This is a genomic window from Nonomuraea sp. NPDC050022 (assembly GCF_044460705.1).
Classification (GTDB): Bacteria; Actinomycetota; Actinomycetes; order Streptosporangiales; family Streptosporangiaceae; genus Nonomuraea.
Genome location: NZ_JBITKE010000004.1, coordinates 688,005 through 705,286, shown reverse-complemented (window position 1 = coordinate 705,286; position 17,282 = coordinate 688,005). Strand labels below are relative to the sequence as shown.

Below are 17,282 nucleotides of genomic sequence, written 5' to 3'. Positions count from 1 at the left end.
GTCACCGTGGCGAGGTCAGCTGCGTCGTGCACGCTCGCTGGATGGCCGTGGCCCGGGTGAGGAAGTCGAGGATCAGCTCCAGCTGCTCGTCCGAGTAGCCCGCGTAGAGCTCGGACAGCCCGGTCACCAACGGCTCGAAGACCTCCTCGCCGCCGGCCAGCGCCTCGTGGTTGACCTCGACGATCACCCGCCGTCGGTCCTTGGTGTCGCGGGTGCGGCGCACCAGCCACTTGCCCTCCAACCGGTCGATCAGCCCGCTCACCGAGGCGGGCGCGAGGCCGGTGTGCTGCGCCAGCTCCCCCGCGGTCAGCGGGCCCAGCCGTTGCAGCAGGTCGAGCGCCTTCTCCTCAGTCATCCCCACCCCCAGCAGCTCGCCGACGGCGCTGTGGAACATCACGGCGGCATTGCTGTTGTCCCGCCCGGCCATGAACAGGGCTTCGAGCAAATTCTTTCGGCGTTCCGAAATATCTCTGGACACGGTCCTCCTTCCCGGCATATATTTCGTTCGACCGAACGAAAGGTTATCACCATGAAAGCTCTGATCATAGGATGCGGCATCGGCGGCCCCGCCACCGCAATGGCTCTGCGCAAGACCGGCTTCGACGCCGAGATCTTCGAGGCCTACCCGGACACGGCCGAGAGTGTCGGCTCGTTTCTCAACGTCGCCTCGAACGGCTTGGACGCCCTGCGCGTGCTGGGCGCGCACCGCCGGGTGCTGTCCGCCGGCATCCCCACCCCGCGGATGGTCATGTGGAGCGGCTCCGGCAAGCGCCTCGGTGAAGTGGCCAACGGCCTGGCCCTGGACGACGGCACGGTGAGCCACACGATCCTGCGCGCCGACCTCTACCGCATCGTCCGCGACGAGGCCCTCTCCCATGGCATCAAGATCTCGTACGGCAAGCGCCTGGTCTCCTTCGACGACACGGGCGACCAGGTGACGGCCCATTTCGAGGACGGCACGCAGGAGACGGGCGACATACTGATCGCCGCCGACGGCGTCCACTCGCGGACCCGCGCCCAGCTCGACCCGAGCGCCCCGAAGCCACGCTACAGCGGCCTCTACAGCTTCGGCGGACTCGTGCACGACCCGAAGTTCACCGGCGAGCCGGGTGTCTACAACATGGTCTTCGGCAAGCGCGCCTTCTTCGGCTATACCGTGGCCACCTCCGGCGAGACCTGGTGGTTCGCCAACCTGCCCCGCGAGCTGGGCGACGTTCCCGCGGACTGGAAGCCGGTCCTGGTGGAGGCGTTCCGGGACGACGCGAACTTCTCCGCCGAGGTGATCAGGCGGAGCGAGGTGGCGTCGGCGCTGCCGATCCACGACCTGCCGCCCCTGCCGACCTGGCACAAGGGACGGGTGGTGCTCACCGGCGACGCCGCGCACGCCACCTCGCCGAGCGCCGGGCAGGGCGCCTCGCTGGCCATCGAGGACGCCGTCGTGCTGGCCAGGTGCCTGCGTGAGGCGAAGGACCACCGGGCGGCGTTCGAGCGGTTCGAGAGCGAGCGACGCGGGCGGGTGGAGAAGGTCGTCGCCTATTCGCGGACGATCAGCAACAACAAGGCCGCGGGCCCGATCGCCCGGGTGTTCCGCGACCTGATGATGCCGATCTTCCTGAAGAAGCTGGCCAGCCAGGAGTCACTGTCCTGGATGTACCGCCACCAGGTCAGCCTGTGACACCGGTCACCAGGTCAGCCCGTGACGCCAGCCACCAGGTCAGCCTGTGACACCGCCTCCGCTCTGGCGGGCAGCAGCGGCAGGCGCACGTCGGGGGTCGGGATCAGGCCCCTGGCGTGCAGGACGCCCTTGATGACGGTCGGGTTCGGTTCGGCGAACAGCGCGGCCGACAGCCGGGCGAGCCGATGACCCAGCGCCCGAGCCCTGGCCACGTCACCCGCGCGCCACGCCGCGGCCAGCTCGACGAACCGGTCGGTGGCCAGGTGCGCCGAGGCCAGGATGCCGCCCGAGGCGCCCAGCGCCAGCAGCGGCGAGATGAACAGGTCGTCGCCCCCGAGCACCTCGAACCCCTCGGGCAGGTCCCCGAGCAGGTCCAGGGCATCCTGATCGATCCCGCCCGTCGCGTACTTCACTGCGGCGATCATCGGGTGCCCGCCCAGGTGACGCAGGGTCGCGGCACTGACGGCCTGCCCGGTCCGGTAGGGAATGTGGTACATCACCAGCGACACCGGCGTCTCCTCCGCCAACGCCTCGAAGTGCGCGATGACACCGCGCTCCGAAGGCCGCAGGAAGTACGGCACGGTCAGCAGTGCGGCGGAGACCCCCGAAGGCAGCTCCTTCAGCGCCGCGGCTGTTGAGCGCGTGTCGTTGCCGGTGATGCCGACGGTCAGCGGCACCTCGCGTTCCGCGCAGACCGCGACGCAGACCTCGATCACCCGAGCCCGCTCGGCGGGCGTCAGCGCCGCGACCTCTCCGGTGGTGCCCAGCGCGACCAGCCCGGCGGCGCCCTGGTCGAGAACGTGGCGGGCGAGCTTGTCGATCGCCTCGACGGCCACCTCACCCTCCTGGGTGAACGGCGTGACCAGCGGCACATGGATTCCTGTCAGCATGCTCTCAGCCTGATGCCGGACAATACGTTAGGTCCAGCGCGGATTTCTGCTGACGAGCTTAAGCTTGCCTGATGCTCGACCCTCGCAAGCTCCACCTCCTGCGCGAACTCGCCCAGCGCGGCACCATCGCCGCCGTCGCCGAGGCGCTCAGCTTCACTCCGTCGGCGGTCTCCCAGCAGCTCAGCGCCCTGGAACGGGAGGCGGGCGTACCACTGCTGGAGCGTACGGGCCGGACGGTCGCCCTGACGCCCGCCGGCCATCTGCTCGTCGAGCACGCGCAGGACGTACTCGAACAGCTGGAAAGGGCGTCCGCGGCGCTCGCCGCGGTGCGGAGCGGCCCGTCGGGGCCGCTGCGGATCGGCGCGTTCCCCACGGCGGCCCGCGTGCTGCTGCCGCCCGCGCTCGCCGAGCTGTCCCACGCGCATCCGGGGCTGCGGCCGATGGTCTCCGAGATCGACCCCGCCGACGTCTCCGCCGCGCTGCGTGCGGGCGAGCTGGACGTCGCGCTCGTGCACGAGTACGACTTCGTGCCGCCCGTCACCGACGCGTCGCTGGAGACGGAGCCGCTGTTCGGGGAGCAGATGTACCTCACGGACCGGGCCACGATCGCCGACGCGCGCGATGACGCCTGGATCGTCGGCAAGCCGGGGACCCTGTGCCACGCGATGGCGATCCGGGCCTGCCAGGCGGCCGGTTTCGAGCCGCGGGTCCGTCACCGGATCGACGACTTCGACACCGTACTTGCCTTCGTCGCCGCTGGTCAGGGCGTGGCGCTCGTCCCACGCCTGGCCGCGCTGGCGCCACCGCACGGAGTGACGCTGACCGGCCTGCCGCTCAGCCGCCGCACTTTGGCCGCCTTTCGCAGGGGGTACGGGGAGCATCCCGCGATCAAGGCGGCCGTCGCGGCCTTCCACACAGCGATCACCCACCTCCCGCTCTGAGAGCCTGCTGGCAAGGGTCTTTGGTGTGGAGGCAGGGTTCGGAGATCGCGGGTACGCGGTCATCTTCGGGTCACAGGCAACCCCTCTGGGATGCGCAACGCGATGAACCGGCGGCCGTGGCAGCCGTGGTGGACCGTGAATAAGAATCAGGGGTTCGCCGAACTATGGGTGTTGGGTCGCAACCGACTGAAAGGCCGACATACATGGCAGCGCCCCCCAAAGATTCGGCACCGCCCAGCGAGGATACCGACGCGCAGGTGATAGAGGCGTCGCGGCGTCATCCTGATCGCTTCGGCGCCGTCTACGATCGCTATTTCGCGTCCATCCACCGCTATGTTCACCTGCGCTTGGGTGAGACGGCCGCGGATGACCTCGCCGCGGAGACCTTTCTCCGCGCCTTCCGCGACCGGGACCGCTTTGACTCCGCCTGTCCCAGCGCCCGCCCCTGGCTGTACGGCATCGCCTCCAACCTGGTCGCCGAGCATCGTCGCAGCGAGGCGCGCAGGTATAGGGCGCTGGCCAGAAGCGCCGATGCCGCGGAGATCGCCAGTCACGACGAGCGTGTGGTGCAACGGGTCTCGGCGGCGGTCATGCAGCCGCGGTTGGCCGCCGGCCTCGTCCGACTTTCGGCCGGGGACAGGGAAGTCCTGCTGCTGGTCGCCTGTGCCCAGCTCAGCTACGAGGAGGTGGCCGAGGCCCTCGGCATACCTCGGGGAACGGTGGGATCGCGTCTCAACCGCGCCCGCAAGAAGCTCCGCAAGACCATCGGCCCCGCCGAGGAGGGACTGTGATGAACGAGCTCGACGCGATCAAGGGCTACCACGACAGCCTGCCCGGACCCGCGCCCGAGGTGAGCGCGCGTGCATGGGTGCTGCTGGTCGAAGAGGTCGAGGCCGAGCGGGCCGGGAGCGGCCATCCCCGGCCGACGCGGTCACGTCGGCTGCCTCTTCGCGCTTTCCCCGGCGGCCGGTGGGGGATGAGGGCAGGCGTGGCGGTGGGCCTCGCGGCCGCGGTGACCGCGGGACTGGTCCTGGTACGTGGCGGTCACGACTCCGCTCCATTCGGGACGCGGCCGGCCAGCGCCGCCGAGTTGCTCCGGCATGCGGCCTCCGCCGCGGCGCGGGAGGACCTACGGCCTGGGCCGGGGCACTTCGTCTACGTCGACCAGAAGAACGTCACATTCGCCAGCGGCTCCGAGGGCGAGTACACCCAGGACGTGCGCCGCGAGGTATGGATGCCCACCGGGGATCCTGGCAAGGCCCTGACACGCTCGACATACGGGCAGACACACGCCACCAGCGGGCGCCCTGAGCCCATGCAATCCCCCGGAACGGTGGAGTACCAGCGTGCGGGGCAATGCCACGACAACCGCCTGGGCCTGCCCACCCAGGCCACCGATCTTCCCGCCGATCCTGACCAGGTTCTAGCGAAGATCCGCCGCGCCGCGGCTGCGTTCGTCCAGTCGGACCAGGGCAGACGAGGAGAGACGAACCTGAGCCAGAACGAGATCAACATGCGGGTCGAGAAGGTCGTCGCGAGCTCGTTGCTCAGACTGGCGCAGGACCCGCTCACCCCCTCCCAGACCAGGGCGACAGTCTTCGGCTCACTGTCCAAGATGCCGATCGCGACCATCGTCGCGGACCTCACCGACCCTGCCGGACGGCACGGCGTGGGCGCTTCGCTCAAGTTCGAGACCCCCGACGGCGGATGGGAACGCGGGGAACTCATCTTCGAGCCGGCAACCTACCGGTTCCTCGGCTACCAGAGCTGGATCGGACGGACAGAGGGCGGACAGGCCAAGGAGACTCCGAGCGCCAGTATGGCGGTGATGACAGTGAAGGTCGTCGACTCCATGCCGGAGGTTCCCAAGGACACCGGCAAGCCGATGTTCTGCTAGCTCGATCGTCAAGTTGCGGTTTGTGGAGTAACCCCGTGTGATCGACGGGGCAACCCTTGGCCGTGGACCTTCTCGTCGAAGGAGGAAGATCGGCCAAGGGCCGTCTGAATGACTGGTGTCCGCCATAGCGACGCTGGGAGGGTAGGGGTTGGAACGTCAAGCTAAGAGGGCCGCGCAGCCCGGTGATACGGGAAGTGGGAGGTGCCGAGCAGGCGAACGCCCCTCACTCCCCGCTCAATCATCGAACAATGGGAAGGCTGATCAGGGTCCAGCAAGCGGCATTAGTGTTGGGTGTACTTTTTCTATTAATGCCATAAGTGGCCGCTCGACGTGTGACGGCCAGCACCAAGCCCGCGCCCGCTGGTTCCACCAACAAATCTGCCTGGCCACCGCATACAAGCAGCTCAGCTAAACAAATGGAGGCTGCCGCACCAGGTCGGCCTACTCACCGATCGGCGTGAGGATCAAGCGGGCGTTGTCCCTCGATGGACGGGTCATCGCGTATCGGGCCGCCTGGCCGCTATGGCCATCCGGGCGGCGAAAAGCGGTAAACCGCTGCGCCAACATAGCCAGGATGAGGAGCCCGGTCATGGTGGCCATGTCCTCACCGATACATTTCCGCTTTCCCTCGCCGAACGGCAGATAAGCCGCCCGTTGCCCGTGGTCGAGCCTGCCAGCGAATCGGCCGGAGTCGAAGCCCGCCGGGCCGGGCCATCGGGCCGGATCGCGGTGCGTCGCATAGGGGGCGATGATGATCTGATCGCCCACGGCGAGCCGGTGCTTACCAAGTTGAGTCTCCGCCTTGACGTTGCGGAAGAACATGGGGAACGCGGGATGCAGGCGCAGCGACTCCTGCAGCAGAGCCTGCACGGTGACGAGCCGCGGAAGGTCCTCCAGTGTAGGGGTGCGGTCCGCGCAGACATTGACCACCTCGGTCCGTAGCCGGTCCAACTGATCCCCTCGCTCGGCCATCAGGACGCACGCCCACGACAGCACGGTTGCCGTGGAGTCGAATCCCGCCATCAACAGCGTGAAGACCTGGTCTCGTACCTGCCGGTCGGTTAGGCGGTGACCGGTCTGCGGATCGGTGGCGGTCATCAGCTGCCCGAGCAGGTCTCCGGCCTCGGTGCCCTGATCCCGGCGCGAGGAGATGATTGACCTGACTCTGCCATCCAGCGCCGCGATGGCCTTTCGATAGCCGCTCGCCCCAGGTGCCCAGTGCGGGAGAAAGATTCGCCCCGCCATGCCGTCGAAGACCGGCAGGGCGAGCTGCGTGAGCTCGGCCGTATCGACTGCGTTCCCCAGCGCATGCCGCATCAACACCTCGACACTCAGCAGCTTCAGCTCGCTGAAGAGCTCTATCGGACCGCGCAGATCCCATGTGTCCATTCGGCTCCGCCAAGCATCGGCCGTCAACTCCATTACGGTGCGCAGTTCGGCTCGGCGAAAGGCGGGATTCATGATCTGGCGCAGCAGGCGCCAGGTCGCCTCATCGTTCACCGTGAATAGTCCATCCTCGCCCAGGGCATCGGCGATGATCCGATAGATGGGCCCGCCCTTGTCGAACTGTGTCGCGTCGGTGACCAGGATTCGATGAAGACACTCGGGATCGCTCACTACCCAGAACTTCCGGCGCCCCGGGATCGGCAGCCGGGCAACTCCTTCGTGTGTGAGCGCCAGCCGGGTACACAGCACGACCGGGTCCCGGCGTAGCAGCGCTGCGACCACCTCGGGCAGGGACGGCTTCGTGGGCATGCGGTGTCTCCTAGCACTCCAGGGGAGGGCCCCAGCGACACTTCGCGATCTTGCTGTTGAGGCCACATGAGTACGGCCACCGCGTGATCATCAGTGAGTTCGAGCGCCTGCTCGAACGCCAGACGCTCGTGACGTGGCCGCGGGCGACAGCGTAGGGCCTGAAGACTGACCGGTCACCTTCGAGGAACTGATGGGCCGGATCGCGGACCGGTTCTGCCGGGTGGAACCGCGCCGTACCGCCCGCGCCTATCTGTCCGGGCTGCTGTCCGGGATCGAGCGCAAGGACTGCTGGTGGCCGGCCGAACACGCGGGACTGGCCGGCCCGCAAGCGGTGCAACGCCTGCTCCGCACCGCCTCTCCTCGTGGTCTTCTCAACTCGACGATGAGGCGATGGCCGCCCTACGCATAGCGCCTGACCGTACTCAGATCGCCACAATCCGTTACACCAGCAGACGCCACCCATGCGACACATCACGGCATATGTGTAGATCGCAGGTTAAACGTTAGCTGAGCGGCCGTCACCCGCCCCCTCTTCTGAGCGAACCCCCTGCGTCGCCGAGTAGGCCCCTGGCCAGGTCGCCCAGAGTGGCGGCGACCCTGGCCGATTCCCCGGCGAGCAGCAGGCTGCCGATCGGCTCCGTGTGCAGCGTGCCGAGCAGGACGTGCCCGGCCAGGTCGGCGTCGACATCCGGCCGCGCCTCGGTGATCAGGGCCGAGACGTGCCGGTGCCACGCCACGTAGATCGGGTTGGCCAGCCGCGTCCCGCCCCCGGCCTTCTGGGTCAGCCGGGCGTGCTCGTGCGCGGCGATCAGTCCGGCGTTCCGGGTGGCCATCGCGACCACCGCGTCGAGGAAGGCCACCAGCCGTTCCCCGGCCGGCGCGCCCGGCCCCAGCGGCGGCGGCCCGTCCACGACGGCCTGCTCCAACCCGTGCGCCCGCTCCGACATCAGCTCCTGCATGAGCCCGACGCGGCTGCCGAACCGGTGGAACACCGTCCCCTTGCCCACCCCCGCCGCGACGGCGACCCGCTCGACGGAGACCTCCTCCGGCGGATGCTCCCGCAGCAACTCCTCGGCGGCCGCCAGGATCGCCCGCCTGTTGCGTGCCGCGTCGGCCCGCTCCCGCCGTTCCATCGGATCATTGTCCCCCATAGACAAACTTGACCGCCGGTCCATATATTAACTGGACCAGAGGTTCACTTACGAGGAGTGTGTCCCATGCGCGCGATCGTTGTCCATGAACTGGGCGGTCCCGAGGTGCTCAAGGCCGAGGACTGGCCGGAGCCGAAGGCGGGAGAAGGACAGCTGGTCATCCGTACGCAGGCCATCGGCGTCAGCTACGCGGAGACCCAGCTGCGGGCGGGCACGATGCCGTTCCCGATGCCGGTGCCGCTGCCCGCGGTGTTCGGCGCCGAGGTGGCCGGCGTGGTCACCGAGGTCGGGGCCGGAGTCGACGAGACCCTGCTGGGCACCACCGTCGCCGGCGTGACCGGCGGAGTCGGCTCCTACGCCGAGTACGCGGCGGTGTCCGCGTCACTGATCTGCCCGGTGCCCGACGGCGTGTCGCCGGTCGACGCCGTCGCCGCCGCCGCGCCGGGCGCCATCGCGCTGGGGCTGCTGCACCGGGCCGGGCTCAAGGGTGGGGAGACCGTGCTGGTGGAGGCCGGGGCGAGCTCCGTCGGGACGTACTTGCTGCGGCATGCCAAGGAGTTCGGCGCGGAACGGGTGATCGCCACCGCGGGCGCCGAGCCGAAGCGGGAGCGGGCCCGGCAGATGGGGGCCGACGAGGTCATCGACCACCGGGAGCCGGGCTGGCCCGACCAGTTGCCCGATGTGGACGTGGTCTTCGACTCGATCGGTGGGCCGTCGGCCAGGCAGGTGCTCGATCACCTCACGCCGGGCTCCGGGCGCATGCTCTGCTACGGCCTGCTGAGCGGCGAACCCGCCGCGGTGGGCGCCGCCGATCTGCTCGCCAGCGGTGTGACGGTCATCGGGTGCGGCGGGCCCGCGTGGGGCGCCGGGGTGTTCGGCGTCAGCTACCCGGAGATGCTGGCCAGGGTGGCCGACGGACGCAGCCACGCGTACGTCGAAGCCACCCTGCCGCTGGAGTCGGCCGCCGAGGCCCACCGCCGCCTGGAAAGCCGCACGGCACTGGGCAGGCTGATCCTTACGCCCTGACGGTCAGGCGGGTCGCGCCCTCGGAGGACCACTGACGGCACGGCCAGGCCCTTCGAGGACCACCGGCGGTCAGGCCCCTTCGAGGACCGCGTCGAGCACGGCGGCGGCGCTGAGCTGTTCGAGGTTGTACTCGCCCGCCGTCACGGCCACGACCAGCCCGCGCTCGGGTGCCACGTGGATCACCTGGCCGCCGTTGCCATGTGCGGCGATCGAGGGGCGCTCACCGGTGCCGACGTACCACTGGTAGCTGTAGTAGGACCTGTCGTCGATCTTCACCCGGGGTCGCCACAGCTCCTCGATCCAGCTCCGCGGCACGATCCCACGCCCGCCGTCGAGCACGACCGTACCGATGGCGGCCAGGTCGCGCGGCGTCAGCCGCAGGCCCGACGCCGCCATCTCGTCCCCGTCGTCACCCTGCGACCACTCGAACGCGCCGATGCCCAGCGGCTCGAACAGCGCGCTCCTGGCGAACTCGGCCAGCGACCGGCCGGTCCCCTTGACGATGATCCGCCCGATCAGCGCCGTAGCTCCGCCGGAGTAAACCCGCCGCTGCCCCGGCTCCTCCACGATGGGCCGCTCCAGCACGAAGCGGTAGCGGTCGGGCGCGTACTCCATCGCCAGCTCACTGTTGGCGGTGCTGGTGTACGGAACGCTCTCGTCCCACTCCATCCCGAGCGTCATCGTCAGGGCGTGCTCGATGGTGAGGCGGGCCCGCTGGGGATCAGCCGCCAGATCCTGATATTCCGGGAATTGCGCGAGTAATCCCTCCTCCGGGGGCGCCACCAGCTTCTCGGCCAACGCGATGCCGTACAGGAGCGAGACCACACTCTTGGTGACGGATCGGACGTCGTGCAGCGTGTCCGGCTCGAACGTGACGTGCCCGAGGGGTTCGTTGAGCTTGACGTCCTGGCCCGCGCCGTAGCGTTCGAGGATGACCTGCCCGTTCTCGACGACCACGAGCCCGTGCAGATTCGGCGCCTTACCCTCCCGTAGGACGGCGTCCACTCGATCCGCCAATGCCATGACGACCTCCTCTTCGCTGGGACTTCCCGGTCTATGACCTGACACCGTGTGAGAGTCAACCGCGCTCATGGTGCCAGACCGTCCAGTACCTCACTCCCAACGAGCCGTCCCGCTCGCGGCTCGGAAACTACGATCGCGTCATAGTTTGATCGGATCATAGTTTGCGCTCTGTGATCGTTCCGGGCTGCCAGGCACCTTCGAACGTAGTCGAGCCGTCTGCTCGCTTCAGCGGCGAGCAGACGGCTCGAGAGAGTGGGAGCCGGAACCGCGCCAGGCGTCAGGTCAGGCCCGGAGCGGTTCCGTTTGGTCGCGGGTCGGACCGTCACCAGGGACGATGGGCCCGCGCCCGTGCTCGTCTCACAGCGGAGTTACCTCGTGGCGATCGCCCATGCGCGCTCGGATCCGCGCGCCGAGTCGCGCTCCGACGATGCCATCCAGCCGCTCCAGCCTGCGGTACGGATGCCGTTCCAGGCGGTGGACTGAGAGGCGGACTGGGCCGGCTTGCAGTCCTCGGCGCGGCCGGTGTTCACGGCGATGGCGACGGTGGGCCGGACCGCGGTCGACACGGAGGCCCAGGCCGTACCCACGATGGAGGGGCGGACCGTGATCGCGTTGGCGGTCCAGGCCGTACCCACGACGGCGGGACGGACCGTGGCCGTCGTGTTGGCGGCCCAGGTGGTGCTCACGTTCACCGGACGGACGGTGGTCGTGTTAGCGGCCCAGAGCGTGCCCACGATGACGGGGCGGACGGTGGTCGTCGCGTTGGCGGCCCAGGTGGTGCTCACGTTCGCGGGCCGGACGGTGGTCGTGCTGGAGGGGCAGGCCATGGTCACCACGGCGGGGCACGCCGAGCTCACGGCGGCCGGCCGAACCGGAGCCTGCAGAACCGGAGCCGACTGGACCGGGGCCTGCTGGATCGGAGCCTGCTGAACCGGAGCCTGCTGGATCGGGGCCTGCTGGATCGGGGCCTGCTGGACCGGGGCCTGCTGGACCGTGGTCACCGCGGCAGGGCAGGGCGTGCTGCTCGTGGCGGTCGGCCGGACCGTGGCCACCGCGGCGGAGCAGGGCGAGTTGGTCGTAGCGGAGGGCCGGACCGTGGTCACCTGGATCGGGCGGACCGTGGTCACGCTGCTCACCGCGCCGGGGCAGGCCGTGCCGGTCGTGGCGATGGGCCGGACCGTGGTCACCGCGGCGGAGCAGGGCGTGCTGCTCGTGGCGGACGGCCGGACCGTGGTCACCGAGTCGGGGCAGGCCACGCTCACCTTGGCGGGGCAGGCCGCGTTCGCGGTGGAGGCGGTCGTGGGGGCGGTGCGGACACCGGTCACGCTGGAGCGGCTGAGGTCGAACGTGCCGGCCTGGACACCATGCCAGTAGTCGGTGGCGAAGAAGTGGCCTTCTGCCTTGTCGTTCCGCGCCCCGATCGCACTGCTCGGGGAGCTGGTGAAGCCGCTGTCGAACTCGTCGTCGGCGACCGCTGGCCCCGCCACCAGCAGAAGGCCGGAGGCGGTTAGAGCTAGAGCGGTGATCGCGTGCTTGTACAAGGTCTGTCCCCCAGAAATGGATGCGCTGTTGTTTCGGCCCGCTGGAGCTTACCCCCCAACAATGGAGCATCTATCTCCCAGAACGATCTGGATTTCTTTACACTCGAGGATTTTAACCAGTCGGACGATCTGCCATTTCCCGCAATTACTTTTAGATCCCAGATCTTTCTTCAAGTCACCGTACTTACGAGTAATCGACGGCAATTCGGGCAGTCGGCTGAGAATTTCCTCAGCGTTTCTCAGGGATGGCTCAGCCGCCGCGGAGCAGGCTGGTGACCATGGACCGACTGCTGAACACCCCCGCCATCGCCCAAGGACTGCGCAAGGTCGAAGCCAGGATCCGCCGTCTCAGCGGATCGTCCACGCTGCCGGGCATCAACGCGGGCGCCGGGCGGATCATCAGCGCCGGCGGGAAGCGGCTGCGCCCCGCCATGACCCTGGCCACGGCGATCGCCCTGGGTAAGCAGCCCGACCGCCGGGTGATCACGGCCGCGGCGTGTGTGGAGTTGATTCACGCCGGTTCCCTCGTACATGACGATCTGATGGACAACGCCACCGAGCGTCGCGGCACTAGAACGCTGAACGCCGAACTAGGCGACGGCAAGGCCCTGGTGATCGGCGACTTCATGCTGGCCAGGGCGGGTTTGGCGGCCATCACGGCCGTGTCGAGACCGGTGGCCGAGGTGCTGGCCGCGACCGTCGTCGAGCTGGCGGAGGGCCAGTACCTGGAGACCACCGACTTGTTCGACCCGCACCGGACCGTGGAGAACGCGCTGCGATCCGTCACCGGTAAGACCGCCGCGCTGTTCCGGGCCGGGTGCCTGGTGGCCGCCGTGTGCGCGGGCGCCTCGCCGGAGGATCGGGCCAGGATGGCGGCGTACGGCGAGCGGTTCGGGCTGATCTTCCAGGTGCTCGACGACCTGCTCGACCTGACCGCCTCCAGCCGGCAGCTCGGCAAACCCGCGGGCAACGACCTGCGCCAGGGCGTCTACAGCCTGCCTTTGCTGATGGCCGGCGAGGACGTGTCGGAATTGCTGGGCAGGAATATGACCGACGACCAGGTGGCGGAAGTCCTACGTCGGCTGCGCGCCGGCGACATGGTGCCCAAAACTCTGGAGTACTGCCGCGGCCTGGCCGCCGACGCGCTCGCCGCCCTGCCGGTGATTAACGATTCCGAAACAGCCGGCATCCTGTACGCCTTGCCCACGGCATACATAGAGCAGGTTTCGCAAATAACTCTCCTGGCCACCGTTAATTGAGATTCATTGAAATGATTGGTGGTCGTCCACCGGTACGCCGCGACGCCCGGCAAGCGGGCCCGGTGGACGAGCGCGGCTGACAGGCCCGGTGAACGGGCGGCAAACGTTCTGCAAGGCCGACCCGCTAGGTTTCGGCAGATGAAGGCCCGCATCACCCAGATCTCCACGTACCTTCCCGCAGCCACGCTGACCAGCGACGAGGTCGAGCGACGCATCGAGGGCTACCGGCCACCGACCGGGATCATCGAGCGGATGACCGGCATCGAGCGCCGCCACGTGGCCGCCGACGATCAGCAGGCCTCGGACCTGGCCGTCGAGGCCGCCAAGGGGCTGGCGGCCGACGTCGATCTGCTGATCTTCGCCTCGGCCTCGCAGGACCTGGTCGAGCCCGCGACCGCGCACATCGTGGCCGCCAAGCTCGGCCTGTCGTGCCCGGTGTTCGACGTCAAGAACGCCTGCAACAGCCTGCTCAACGGGATCCAGGTGGCCGAGGGGCTGATCGTCTCCGGGTCGTACCGCAGGGTGCTGGTGTGCTCGGGCGAGACGCCGTCGCGGGCGATCCGCTGGCGGGTGCGGGATCGGGCGCAGTTCGTGGACGCGTTCGCGGGATACACGCTGTCTGACGCGGGCGCGGCAGTGCTTGTGGAGGCCGACCCGCTCCGCGGCATCTTCTATCGCGATTTTTCGGCGGATAGTACGGCGTGGGGTATCGGCACCCTTCCGGGTGGTGGGTCCATGCATCCGCGCGACCCGGAGTTCTCCTACTTCCGCGGCGACGGCCGTCGGCTGAAGGAGGCGTTCCAGCTCGTCGGCCCCGACCTCTTCCTCAACGCGCTCAAACGCACCGGCCTGACCTGGGATGATTTCGCGGTGATCGCGGTGCATCAGGTGGCGTTGCCGTACCTGAACGTACTGTCGCGGGCGCTCGTCCTCCCCGAGGACCGGCTGGTGATCACACTGCCCGAGCACGGAAACTGTGCGTCGGTCACGCTCCCGCTCCAACTCACCCACGCCCGCGCCCGCAGGGGCGACCGCGTGGCGCTGCTCGGCCTCGGCGGCGGCATCAGCCTGGGCATCATGCTGGCGGACCTGTGAACAGCCGCGACAATCCGCCCGAACATCACGAGCGCCACGATCCGCGTGAGCCCCACGAGCGGCACGAGCGGCACGAGCTACGCGAGCGGCACGTCCGGCGTGGGCGGTGGCACGAGACGCGGCTCTACCTCGCCGCCCACCCCTTCGCCTACCCGCTGATGCGCCTGCTGGCCCGGCTGGGTCCGGTGGTGCGGGTGCCGGGTCTGGGGGTGGTGGTGAACGACGCGGCCCTGGCCCGGCGCGTGCTCATGGACGGTCGTTTCCGTAAGGACGGCCCCGGCTCGCCCGGCGACCTGTGGACGCCCGTACTCGGCCCGTCGGTGCTGCTCAACATGGAGGGCGACCCGCACGCCGCGCTACGCGCCAAGCTGGCGCCGCTGTTCACGCCGTCGTCCGTCGCCACGCTGGTCGCCGACGTGCTGGCCGGCCCGCTGGACGATCTCCGTGTACGCCTGGCGAAAGGCGACACGGTCGACCTGGTGGACGAGATGCGGCTGCTGGCCGGGGCGGTGATCTGCCGGGTGATCGGACTCGGCGAGGTGCCGGCGGCCAGGGCCAGGCGGCTGTTCGCCGATGGGGAGCGGGTGGTGTCGATGGTCTCGCTGCGTACCAGGGGACTGAACGCCCGCCAGCTCACCGTGGCCCGCGAGGTGCTCGACGGGATCGGCGACATAGCGCAGGCGGCCTACGACGCGGGGGATCCCGCCACGGTGATGGGCCGGATGCGCGAGCTCGGGCTGTCGGCGGCGGAGGCCCGCGGGGCGGCCGGGGCGTTCTTCCTCACCGGGACGGAGACGGTCGCCACGTTCGTACCCAGGCTGGTCGCGTTGCTGCACGACCACGACGCCTTCGGCGCCGACCTGGATCTGGCGATCGAGGAGGCGATGCGGGTCACCACGCCGACGCCGGTGATGCTGCGTTCCGTCGCCGAGCCCGTACGCCTGGGCAAGGTCCTGGCCCGGCCCGGCGACCGCGTGGTGATCGTGACGCACAACTGCGCCCGCGCGTACGGACCGTTCGACCCGTCTCGCCCGCACCCGCCCGAGCTGCGCCGCCTGTGGTTCGGCGCCGGGCCGCACTTCTGCATCGGCTACCCGCTGGCGCTGGCCGAGATCCGCGCGGTGGCCGGGGTCGTGCTCGCCCGCCCGGTCAAGGTGGTGGCGCGGCGGGCCGCCAGGGGTGTGCTCCTCCCGACCTACAGGCACCTGCTGATCAGGGCCGCATGAGGGTCGGGGTCACCGGGGCGTCCGGTTTCGTGGGTGGCGCGGTCTGCCGGGCGGCCGTGGCCAGGGGCTGGCAGGTGTACGGCTTCGGGCGCCGGCTTGCGGAGATCCCCGGAGTGACGTACCAGGCGTGGGACCTGACTGGCGACGAGCGCCCGGAGCTGGACCTCGACGCGCTGATCCACTGCGCGGGGAGCGTCACCGACTGGGGCCCGCCGGCCGGGATCTGGCGGGCCAACCACACCGGAACCGCGAACGCCATGGCCGCCTTCCCGCACGCCCGGTTCGTGCACCTCAGCACGGCCAGCGTGTACGACCCGCGACGGCCGACGGTCATGGCCCGCGAGCACGAGGCCCCGGTGAGCCGGTACGTCAACGCCTACGGCGCGTCCAAGGCGGCGGCCGAACGCCTGGTCGAGGGGCGGGCGGTGATCCTGCGCCCGCACGCCGTCTACGGTCCGGGCGACACCACGCTGCTCCCCCGGGTGCTGCGGGCGGTCAGAGGCCGCAGACTGGTCGCGGTCGGCGACGGGCGGCAGCGTGTCAGCCTGACGTCGGTGTTCAACCTCGCCCATGCCTGCCTGCTGGCCGTCACGGGTCCGCTCGGGACGTACAACGTGACCGACGCCGAGCCGGTCGTCCTGGACGACGCGCTCCGCGCCGTACTGAGGGAAAAGGGCATCGACGCGACCCCGCTCTACCTGCCCCGGCATCTCGCCCACTGCCTGGCGGCGATCTCCGAGACGCTCGCCAACGGTGGGCAGTTCTCCCGAGAGCCGCGCCTGACCCGCTACGCCGTCGGCCACCTGGCCGTCGAGCGCACGCTGGACATCACCGCGGCCCGCGCGCGACTCGGCTACGCGCCGTCGCCGACGTCCTTCACGGGCGCCGCGTCCTGGTGAACCCGCCCCACCTCCGGCACCGCCGACGCCGCCGCGCCTTCACCGTCGGCTGAGCGCAGCTCACCGTCAGCCGAGCGCGCCTCGCCACCGTTTGGACCTGGTTTGCGAGCCTCCAGCATCTCCGACTTGAACCACGGCCCGCCGTACCAGAACCGCCACCCCAGGTCACGTCTGCGCACATCGACCACACCGAGCTCACGCAGCACGTCCTCATAGCGCGACGTGTGCTGGAAATCGGCGATCAGCATCAGCCCGCCCGGACGCAGCACCCGATGCGCCTCCTTGACGGCCTGGTCGCGGCCTTCGGCGGTCGGGATGTTGTGAATGGCCAGGCTGGACACGATCACGTCGAACCGCCCGTCGTCGAACGGCAACTCGCGCATATCCCCCGTGACCAGATCGACCCGGTCCGACACCCCTTCGGCCTCGGCGTTGGCCCTGGTGACGCTCTCGGCGTTGCCCGACTGGTCCTTGCCGCTCCACAGGTCGATGCCGGTGGCCCGGCCGCCGCGCAGCCGCTGGGCCGCGAGCAGCAGCACCATCCCACGCCCGCAGCCGAGGTCGAGCACCTGCTCGTCGCCCTCGATCCGGCCGAGCTCCTCGCCCCACACGACGAACTTCCCCCGCCGGGTCGTGTAGAGGTAACTGCCCGCGCTGGCCAGTGTGTAGAGCGCGCCGAGCAGGAACGCGATCCCAGCCGCCGGTACGTCGAAGGCGAACGAGACCGCTACCAACGCCAGCTGCACCACCGCGCCGAAGAAGAGTCCGGCGAGGGCCCATGGTGCGTCGAATCCATAGCTTCCGCGTCTCACACACACGTTATATCTCAAGATGGACTTCACCGAAACTTGCCGCGACACTGCCTTTTCACCAAATCGCCCGCCTCCAAACCGTTACTAACCTT

At 69.3% G+C, this 17,282-nt stretch carries 18 protein-coding genes; 11 read left to right on the top strand and 7 right to left on the bottom strand.

All coding sequences use genetic code 11. The features are described 5' to 3' along the window. Position 1: 1 nt before the first annotated feature. Positions 2 to 478 (bottom strand): MarR family winged helix-turn-helix transcriptional regulator, encoded by a 477-nt coding sequence (locus tag ACIBO2_RS20010; protein WP_397298309.1) that lies wholly within the window; start codon positions 476 to 478, stop codon positions 2 to 4. Between the two features lie 51 nt (positions 479 to 529). Between ACIBO2_RS20010 and ACIBO2_RS20005 the strand changes: the two genes are divergently transcribed. Beyond that, positions 530 to 1,675, top strand: coding sequence for an FAD-dependent oxidoreductase (locus ACIBO2_RS20005; RefSeq protein ID WP_397298307.1), 1,146 nt, complete (start codon positions 530 to 532; stop codon positions 1,673 to 1,675). Between the two features lie 14 nt (positions 1,676 to 1,689). On the opposite strand, the gene dapA is transcribed toward ACIBO2_RS20005, so the two are convergent. Then, the gene (gene dapA, locus ACIBO2_RS20000) at positions 1,690 to 2,565 is read right to left on the bottom strand and encodes a 4-hydroxy-tetrahydrodipicolinate synthase (protein WP_358534588.1); all 876 of its coding nucleotides are present in this window, start codon (positions 2,563 to 2,565) and stop codon (positions 1,690 to 1,692) included. A 71-nt stretch (positions 2,566 to 2,636) separates the two neighbouring features. Between dapA and ACIBO2_RS19995 the strand changes: the two genes are divergently transcribed. The 3 genes from ACIBO2_RS19995 to ACIBO2_RS19985 all read left to right on the top strand — a co-directional run bounded on the left by ACIBO2_RS19995 (position 2,637) and on the right by ACIBO2_RS19985 (position 5,403). Continuing rightward, the gene (locus ACIBO2_RS19995; protein ID WP_358534586.1) at positions 2,637 to 3,506 is read left to right on the top strand and encodes a LysR substrate-binding domain-containing protein; all 870 of its coding nucleotides are present in this window, start codon (positions 2,637 to 2,639) and stop codon (positions 3,504 to 3,506) included. 203 nt (positions 3,507 to 3,709) lie between these two features. Further along, positions 3,710 to 4,297: an RNA polymerase sigma factor gene (locus tag ACIBO2_RS19990; RefSeq protein ID WP_358534583.1), complete on the top strand. Its 588-nt coding sequence runs from the start codon at positions 3,710 to 3,712 to the stop codon at positions 4,295 to 4,297. Further along, positions 4,297 to 5,403: a CU044_5270 family protein gene (locus ACIBO2_RS19985; protein WP_358534581.1), complete on the top strand. Its 1,107-nt coding sequence runs from the start codon at positions 4,297 to 4,299 to the stop codon at positions 5,401 to 5,403. The genes ACIBO2_RS19990 and ACIBO2_RS19985 overlap by 1 nt, the downstream gene beginning before the upstream one ends. 441 nt (positions 5,404 to 5,844) lie before the next feature. On the opposite strand, the gene ACIBO2_RS19980 is transcribed toward ACIBO2_RS19985, so the two are convergent. Beyond that, on the bottom strand, positions 5,845 to 7,158 hold the full coding sequence (locus ACIBO2_RS19980) for a cytochrome P450 (protein ID WP_397298303.1): 1,314 nt from the start codon (positions 7,156 to 7,158) through the stop codon (positions 5,845 to 5,847). A 190-nt stretch (positions 7,159 to 7,348) separates the two neighbouring features. Here ACIBO2_RS19980 and ACIBO2_RS19975 point away from each other — a divergent pair, with 190 nt between their 5' ends. Beyond that, entirely contained in the window at positions 7,349 to 7,567 is a 219-nt protein-coding gene (locus ACIBO2_RS19975; RefSeq protein WP_397298301.1) for a hypothetical protein, read from the top strand. A gap of 109 nt (positions 7,568 to 7,676) precedes the next feature. On the opposite strand, the gene ACIBO2_RS19970 is transcribed toward ACIBO2_RS19975, so the two are convergent. Then, positions 7,677 to 8,291 (bottom strand): helix-turn-helix domain-containing protein, encoded by a 615-nt coding sequence (locus ACIBO2_RS19970; protein WP_358534577.1) that lies wholly within the window; start codon positions 8,289 to 8,291, stop codon positions 7,677 to 7,679. An 84-nt stretch (positions 8,292 to 8,375) separates the two neighbouring features. Here ACIBO2_RS19970 and ACIBO2_RS19965 point away from each other — a divergent pair, with 84 nt between their 5' ends. Next, positions 8,376 to 9,335 (top strand): zinc-binding alcohol dehydrogenase family protein, encoded by a 960-nt coding sequence (locus ACIBO2_RS19965; protein ID WP_397298299.1) that lies wholly within the window; start codon positions 8,376 to 8,378, stop codon positions 9,333 to 9,335. A 69-nt stretch (positions 9,336 to 9,404) separates the two neighbouring features. Here the strand turns inward: ACIBO2_RS19965 and ACIBO2_RS19960 are convergent, their stop codons facing one another. Then, the gene (locus ACIBO2_RS19960; RefSeq protein ID WP_397298297.1) at positions 9,405 to 10,358 is read right to left on the bottom strand and encodes a serine hydrolase domain-containing protein; all 954 of its coding nucleotides are present in this window, start codon (positions 10,356 to 10,358) and stop codon (positions 9,405 to 9,407) included. A gap of 368 nt (positions 10,359 to 10,726) precedes the next feature. After that, entirely contained in the window at positions 10,727 to 11,359 is a 633-nt protein-coding gene (locus ACIBO2_RS19955; protein ID WP_397298295.1) for a hypothetical protein, read from the bottom strand. Between ACIBO2_RS19955 and ACIBO2_RS19950 the strand changes: the two genes are divergently transcribed. The 5 genes from ACIBO2_RS19950 (at position 11,352) to ACIBO2_RS19930 (ending at position 16,378) form a co-directional block, all read left to right on the top strand. Continuing rightward, a complete protein-coding gene (locus tag ACIBO2_RS19950; RefSeq protein ID WP_358534569.1) occupies positions 11,352 to 11,732 on the top strand; it encodes a hypothetical protein in 381 nt (126 codons plus the stop codon). The genes ACIBO2_RS19955 and ACIBO2_RS19950 overlap by 8 nt on opposite strands. A gap of 445 nt (positions 11,733 to 12,177) precedes the next feature. Beyond that, positions 12,178 to 13,158, top strand: coding sequence for a polyprenyl synthetase family protein (locus tag ACIBO2_RS19945; protein WP_358534567.1), 981 nt, complete (start codon positions 12,178 to 12,180; stop codon positions 13,156 to 13,158). A gap of 138 nt (positions 13,159 to 13,296) precedes the next feature. Further along, complete coding sequence (locus ACIBO2_RS19940; RefSeq protein WP_397298292.1) at positions 13,297 to 14,253, top strand: 3-oxoacyl-ACP synthase III family protein; 957 nt, start codon at positions 13,297 to 13,299, stop codon at positions 14,251 to 14,253. Continuing rightward, the gene (locus ACIBO2_RS19935; protein ID WP_397298290.1) at positions 14,250 to 15,479 is read left to right on the top strand and encodes a cytochrome P450; all 1,230 of its coding nucleotides are present in this window, start codon (positions 14,250 to 14,252) and stop codon (positions 15,477 to 15,479) included. Before ACIBO2_RS19940 ends, ACIBO2_RS19935 begins: the two co-directional genes overlap by 4 nt. Further along, entirely contained in the window at positions 15,476 to 16,378 is a 903-nt protein-coding gene (locus tag ACIBO2_RS19930; protein WP_397298288.1) for an NAD-dependent epimerase/dehydratase family protein, read from the top strand. The genes ACIBO2_RS19935 and ACIBO2_RS19930 overlap by 4 nt, the downstream gene beginning before the upstream one ends. On the opposite strand, the gene ACIBO2_RS19925 is transcribed toward ACIBO2_RS19930, so the two are convergent. Then, positions 16,333 to 17,190 carry a class I SAM-dependent methyltransferase gene (locus ACIBO2_RS19925; protein ID WP_358534559.1) on the bottom strand — a complete coding sequence of 286 codons (858 nt, stop codon included), beginning with the start codon at positions 17,188 to 17,190 and terminating at the stop codon, positions 16,333 to 16,335. The genes ACIBO2_RS19930 and ACIBO2_RS19925 overlap by 46 nt on opposite strands. Positions 17,191 to 17,282 lie beyond the last annotated feature (92 nt).

Coding starts and splice junctions, on each gene's coding strand:
- dapA (WP_358534588.1), bottom strand. CDS start 2,565: ATGCTGACAGGAATCCATGTGCCGCTGGTCACGCCGTTCACCCAGGAG.
- ACIBO2_RS19995 (WP_358534586.1), top strand. CDS start 2,637: ATGCTCGACCCTCGCAAGCTCCACCTCCTGCGCGAACTCGCCCAGCGC.
- ACIBO2_RS19970 (WP_358534577.1), bottom strand. CDS start 8,291: ATGGAACGGCGGGAGCGGGCCGACGCGGCACGCAACAGGCGGGCGATC.
- ACIBO2_RS19980 (WP_397298303.1), bottom strand. CDS start 7,158: ATGCCCACGAAGCCGTCCCTGCCCGAGGTGGTCGCAGCGCTGCTACGC.
- ACIBO2_RS19965 (WP_397298299.1), top strand. CDS start 8,376: ATGCGCGCGATCGTTGTCCATGAACTGGGCGGTCCCGAGGTGCTCAAG.
- ACIBO2_RS19945 (WP_358534567.1), top strand. CDS start 12,178: ATGGACCGACTGCTGAACACCCCCGCCATCGCCCAAGGACTGCGCAAG.
- ACIBO2_RS19985 (WP_358534581.1), top strand. CDS start 4,297: ATGAACGAGCTCGACGCGATCAAGGGCTACCACGACAGCCTGCCCGGA.
- ACIBO2_RS19975 (WP_397298301.1), top strand. CDS start 7,349: ATGGGCCGGATCGCGGACCGGTTCTGCCGGGTGGAACCGCGCCGTACC.
- ACIBO2_RS20005 (WP_397298307.1), top strand. CDS start 530: ATGAAAGCTCTGATCATAGGATGCGGCATCGGCGGCCCCGCCACCGCA.
- ACIBO2_RS19930 (WP_397298288.1), top strand. CDS start 15,476: ATGAGGGTCGGGGTCACCGGGGCGTCCGGTTTCGTGGGTGGCGCGGTC.
- ACIBO2_RS19940 (WP_397298292.1), top strand. CDS start 13,297: ATGAAGGCCCGCATCACCCAGATCTCCACGTACCTTCCCGCAGCCACG.
- ACIBO2_RS19990 (WP_358534583.1), top strand. CDS start 3,710: ATGGCAGCGCCCCCCAAAGATTCGGCACCGCCCAGCGAGGATACCGAC.
- ACIBO2_RS19960 (WP_397298297.1), bottom strand. CDS start 10,358: ATGGCATTGGCGGATCGAGTGGACGCCGTCCTACGGGAGGGTAAGGCG.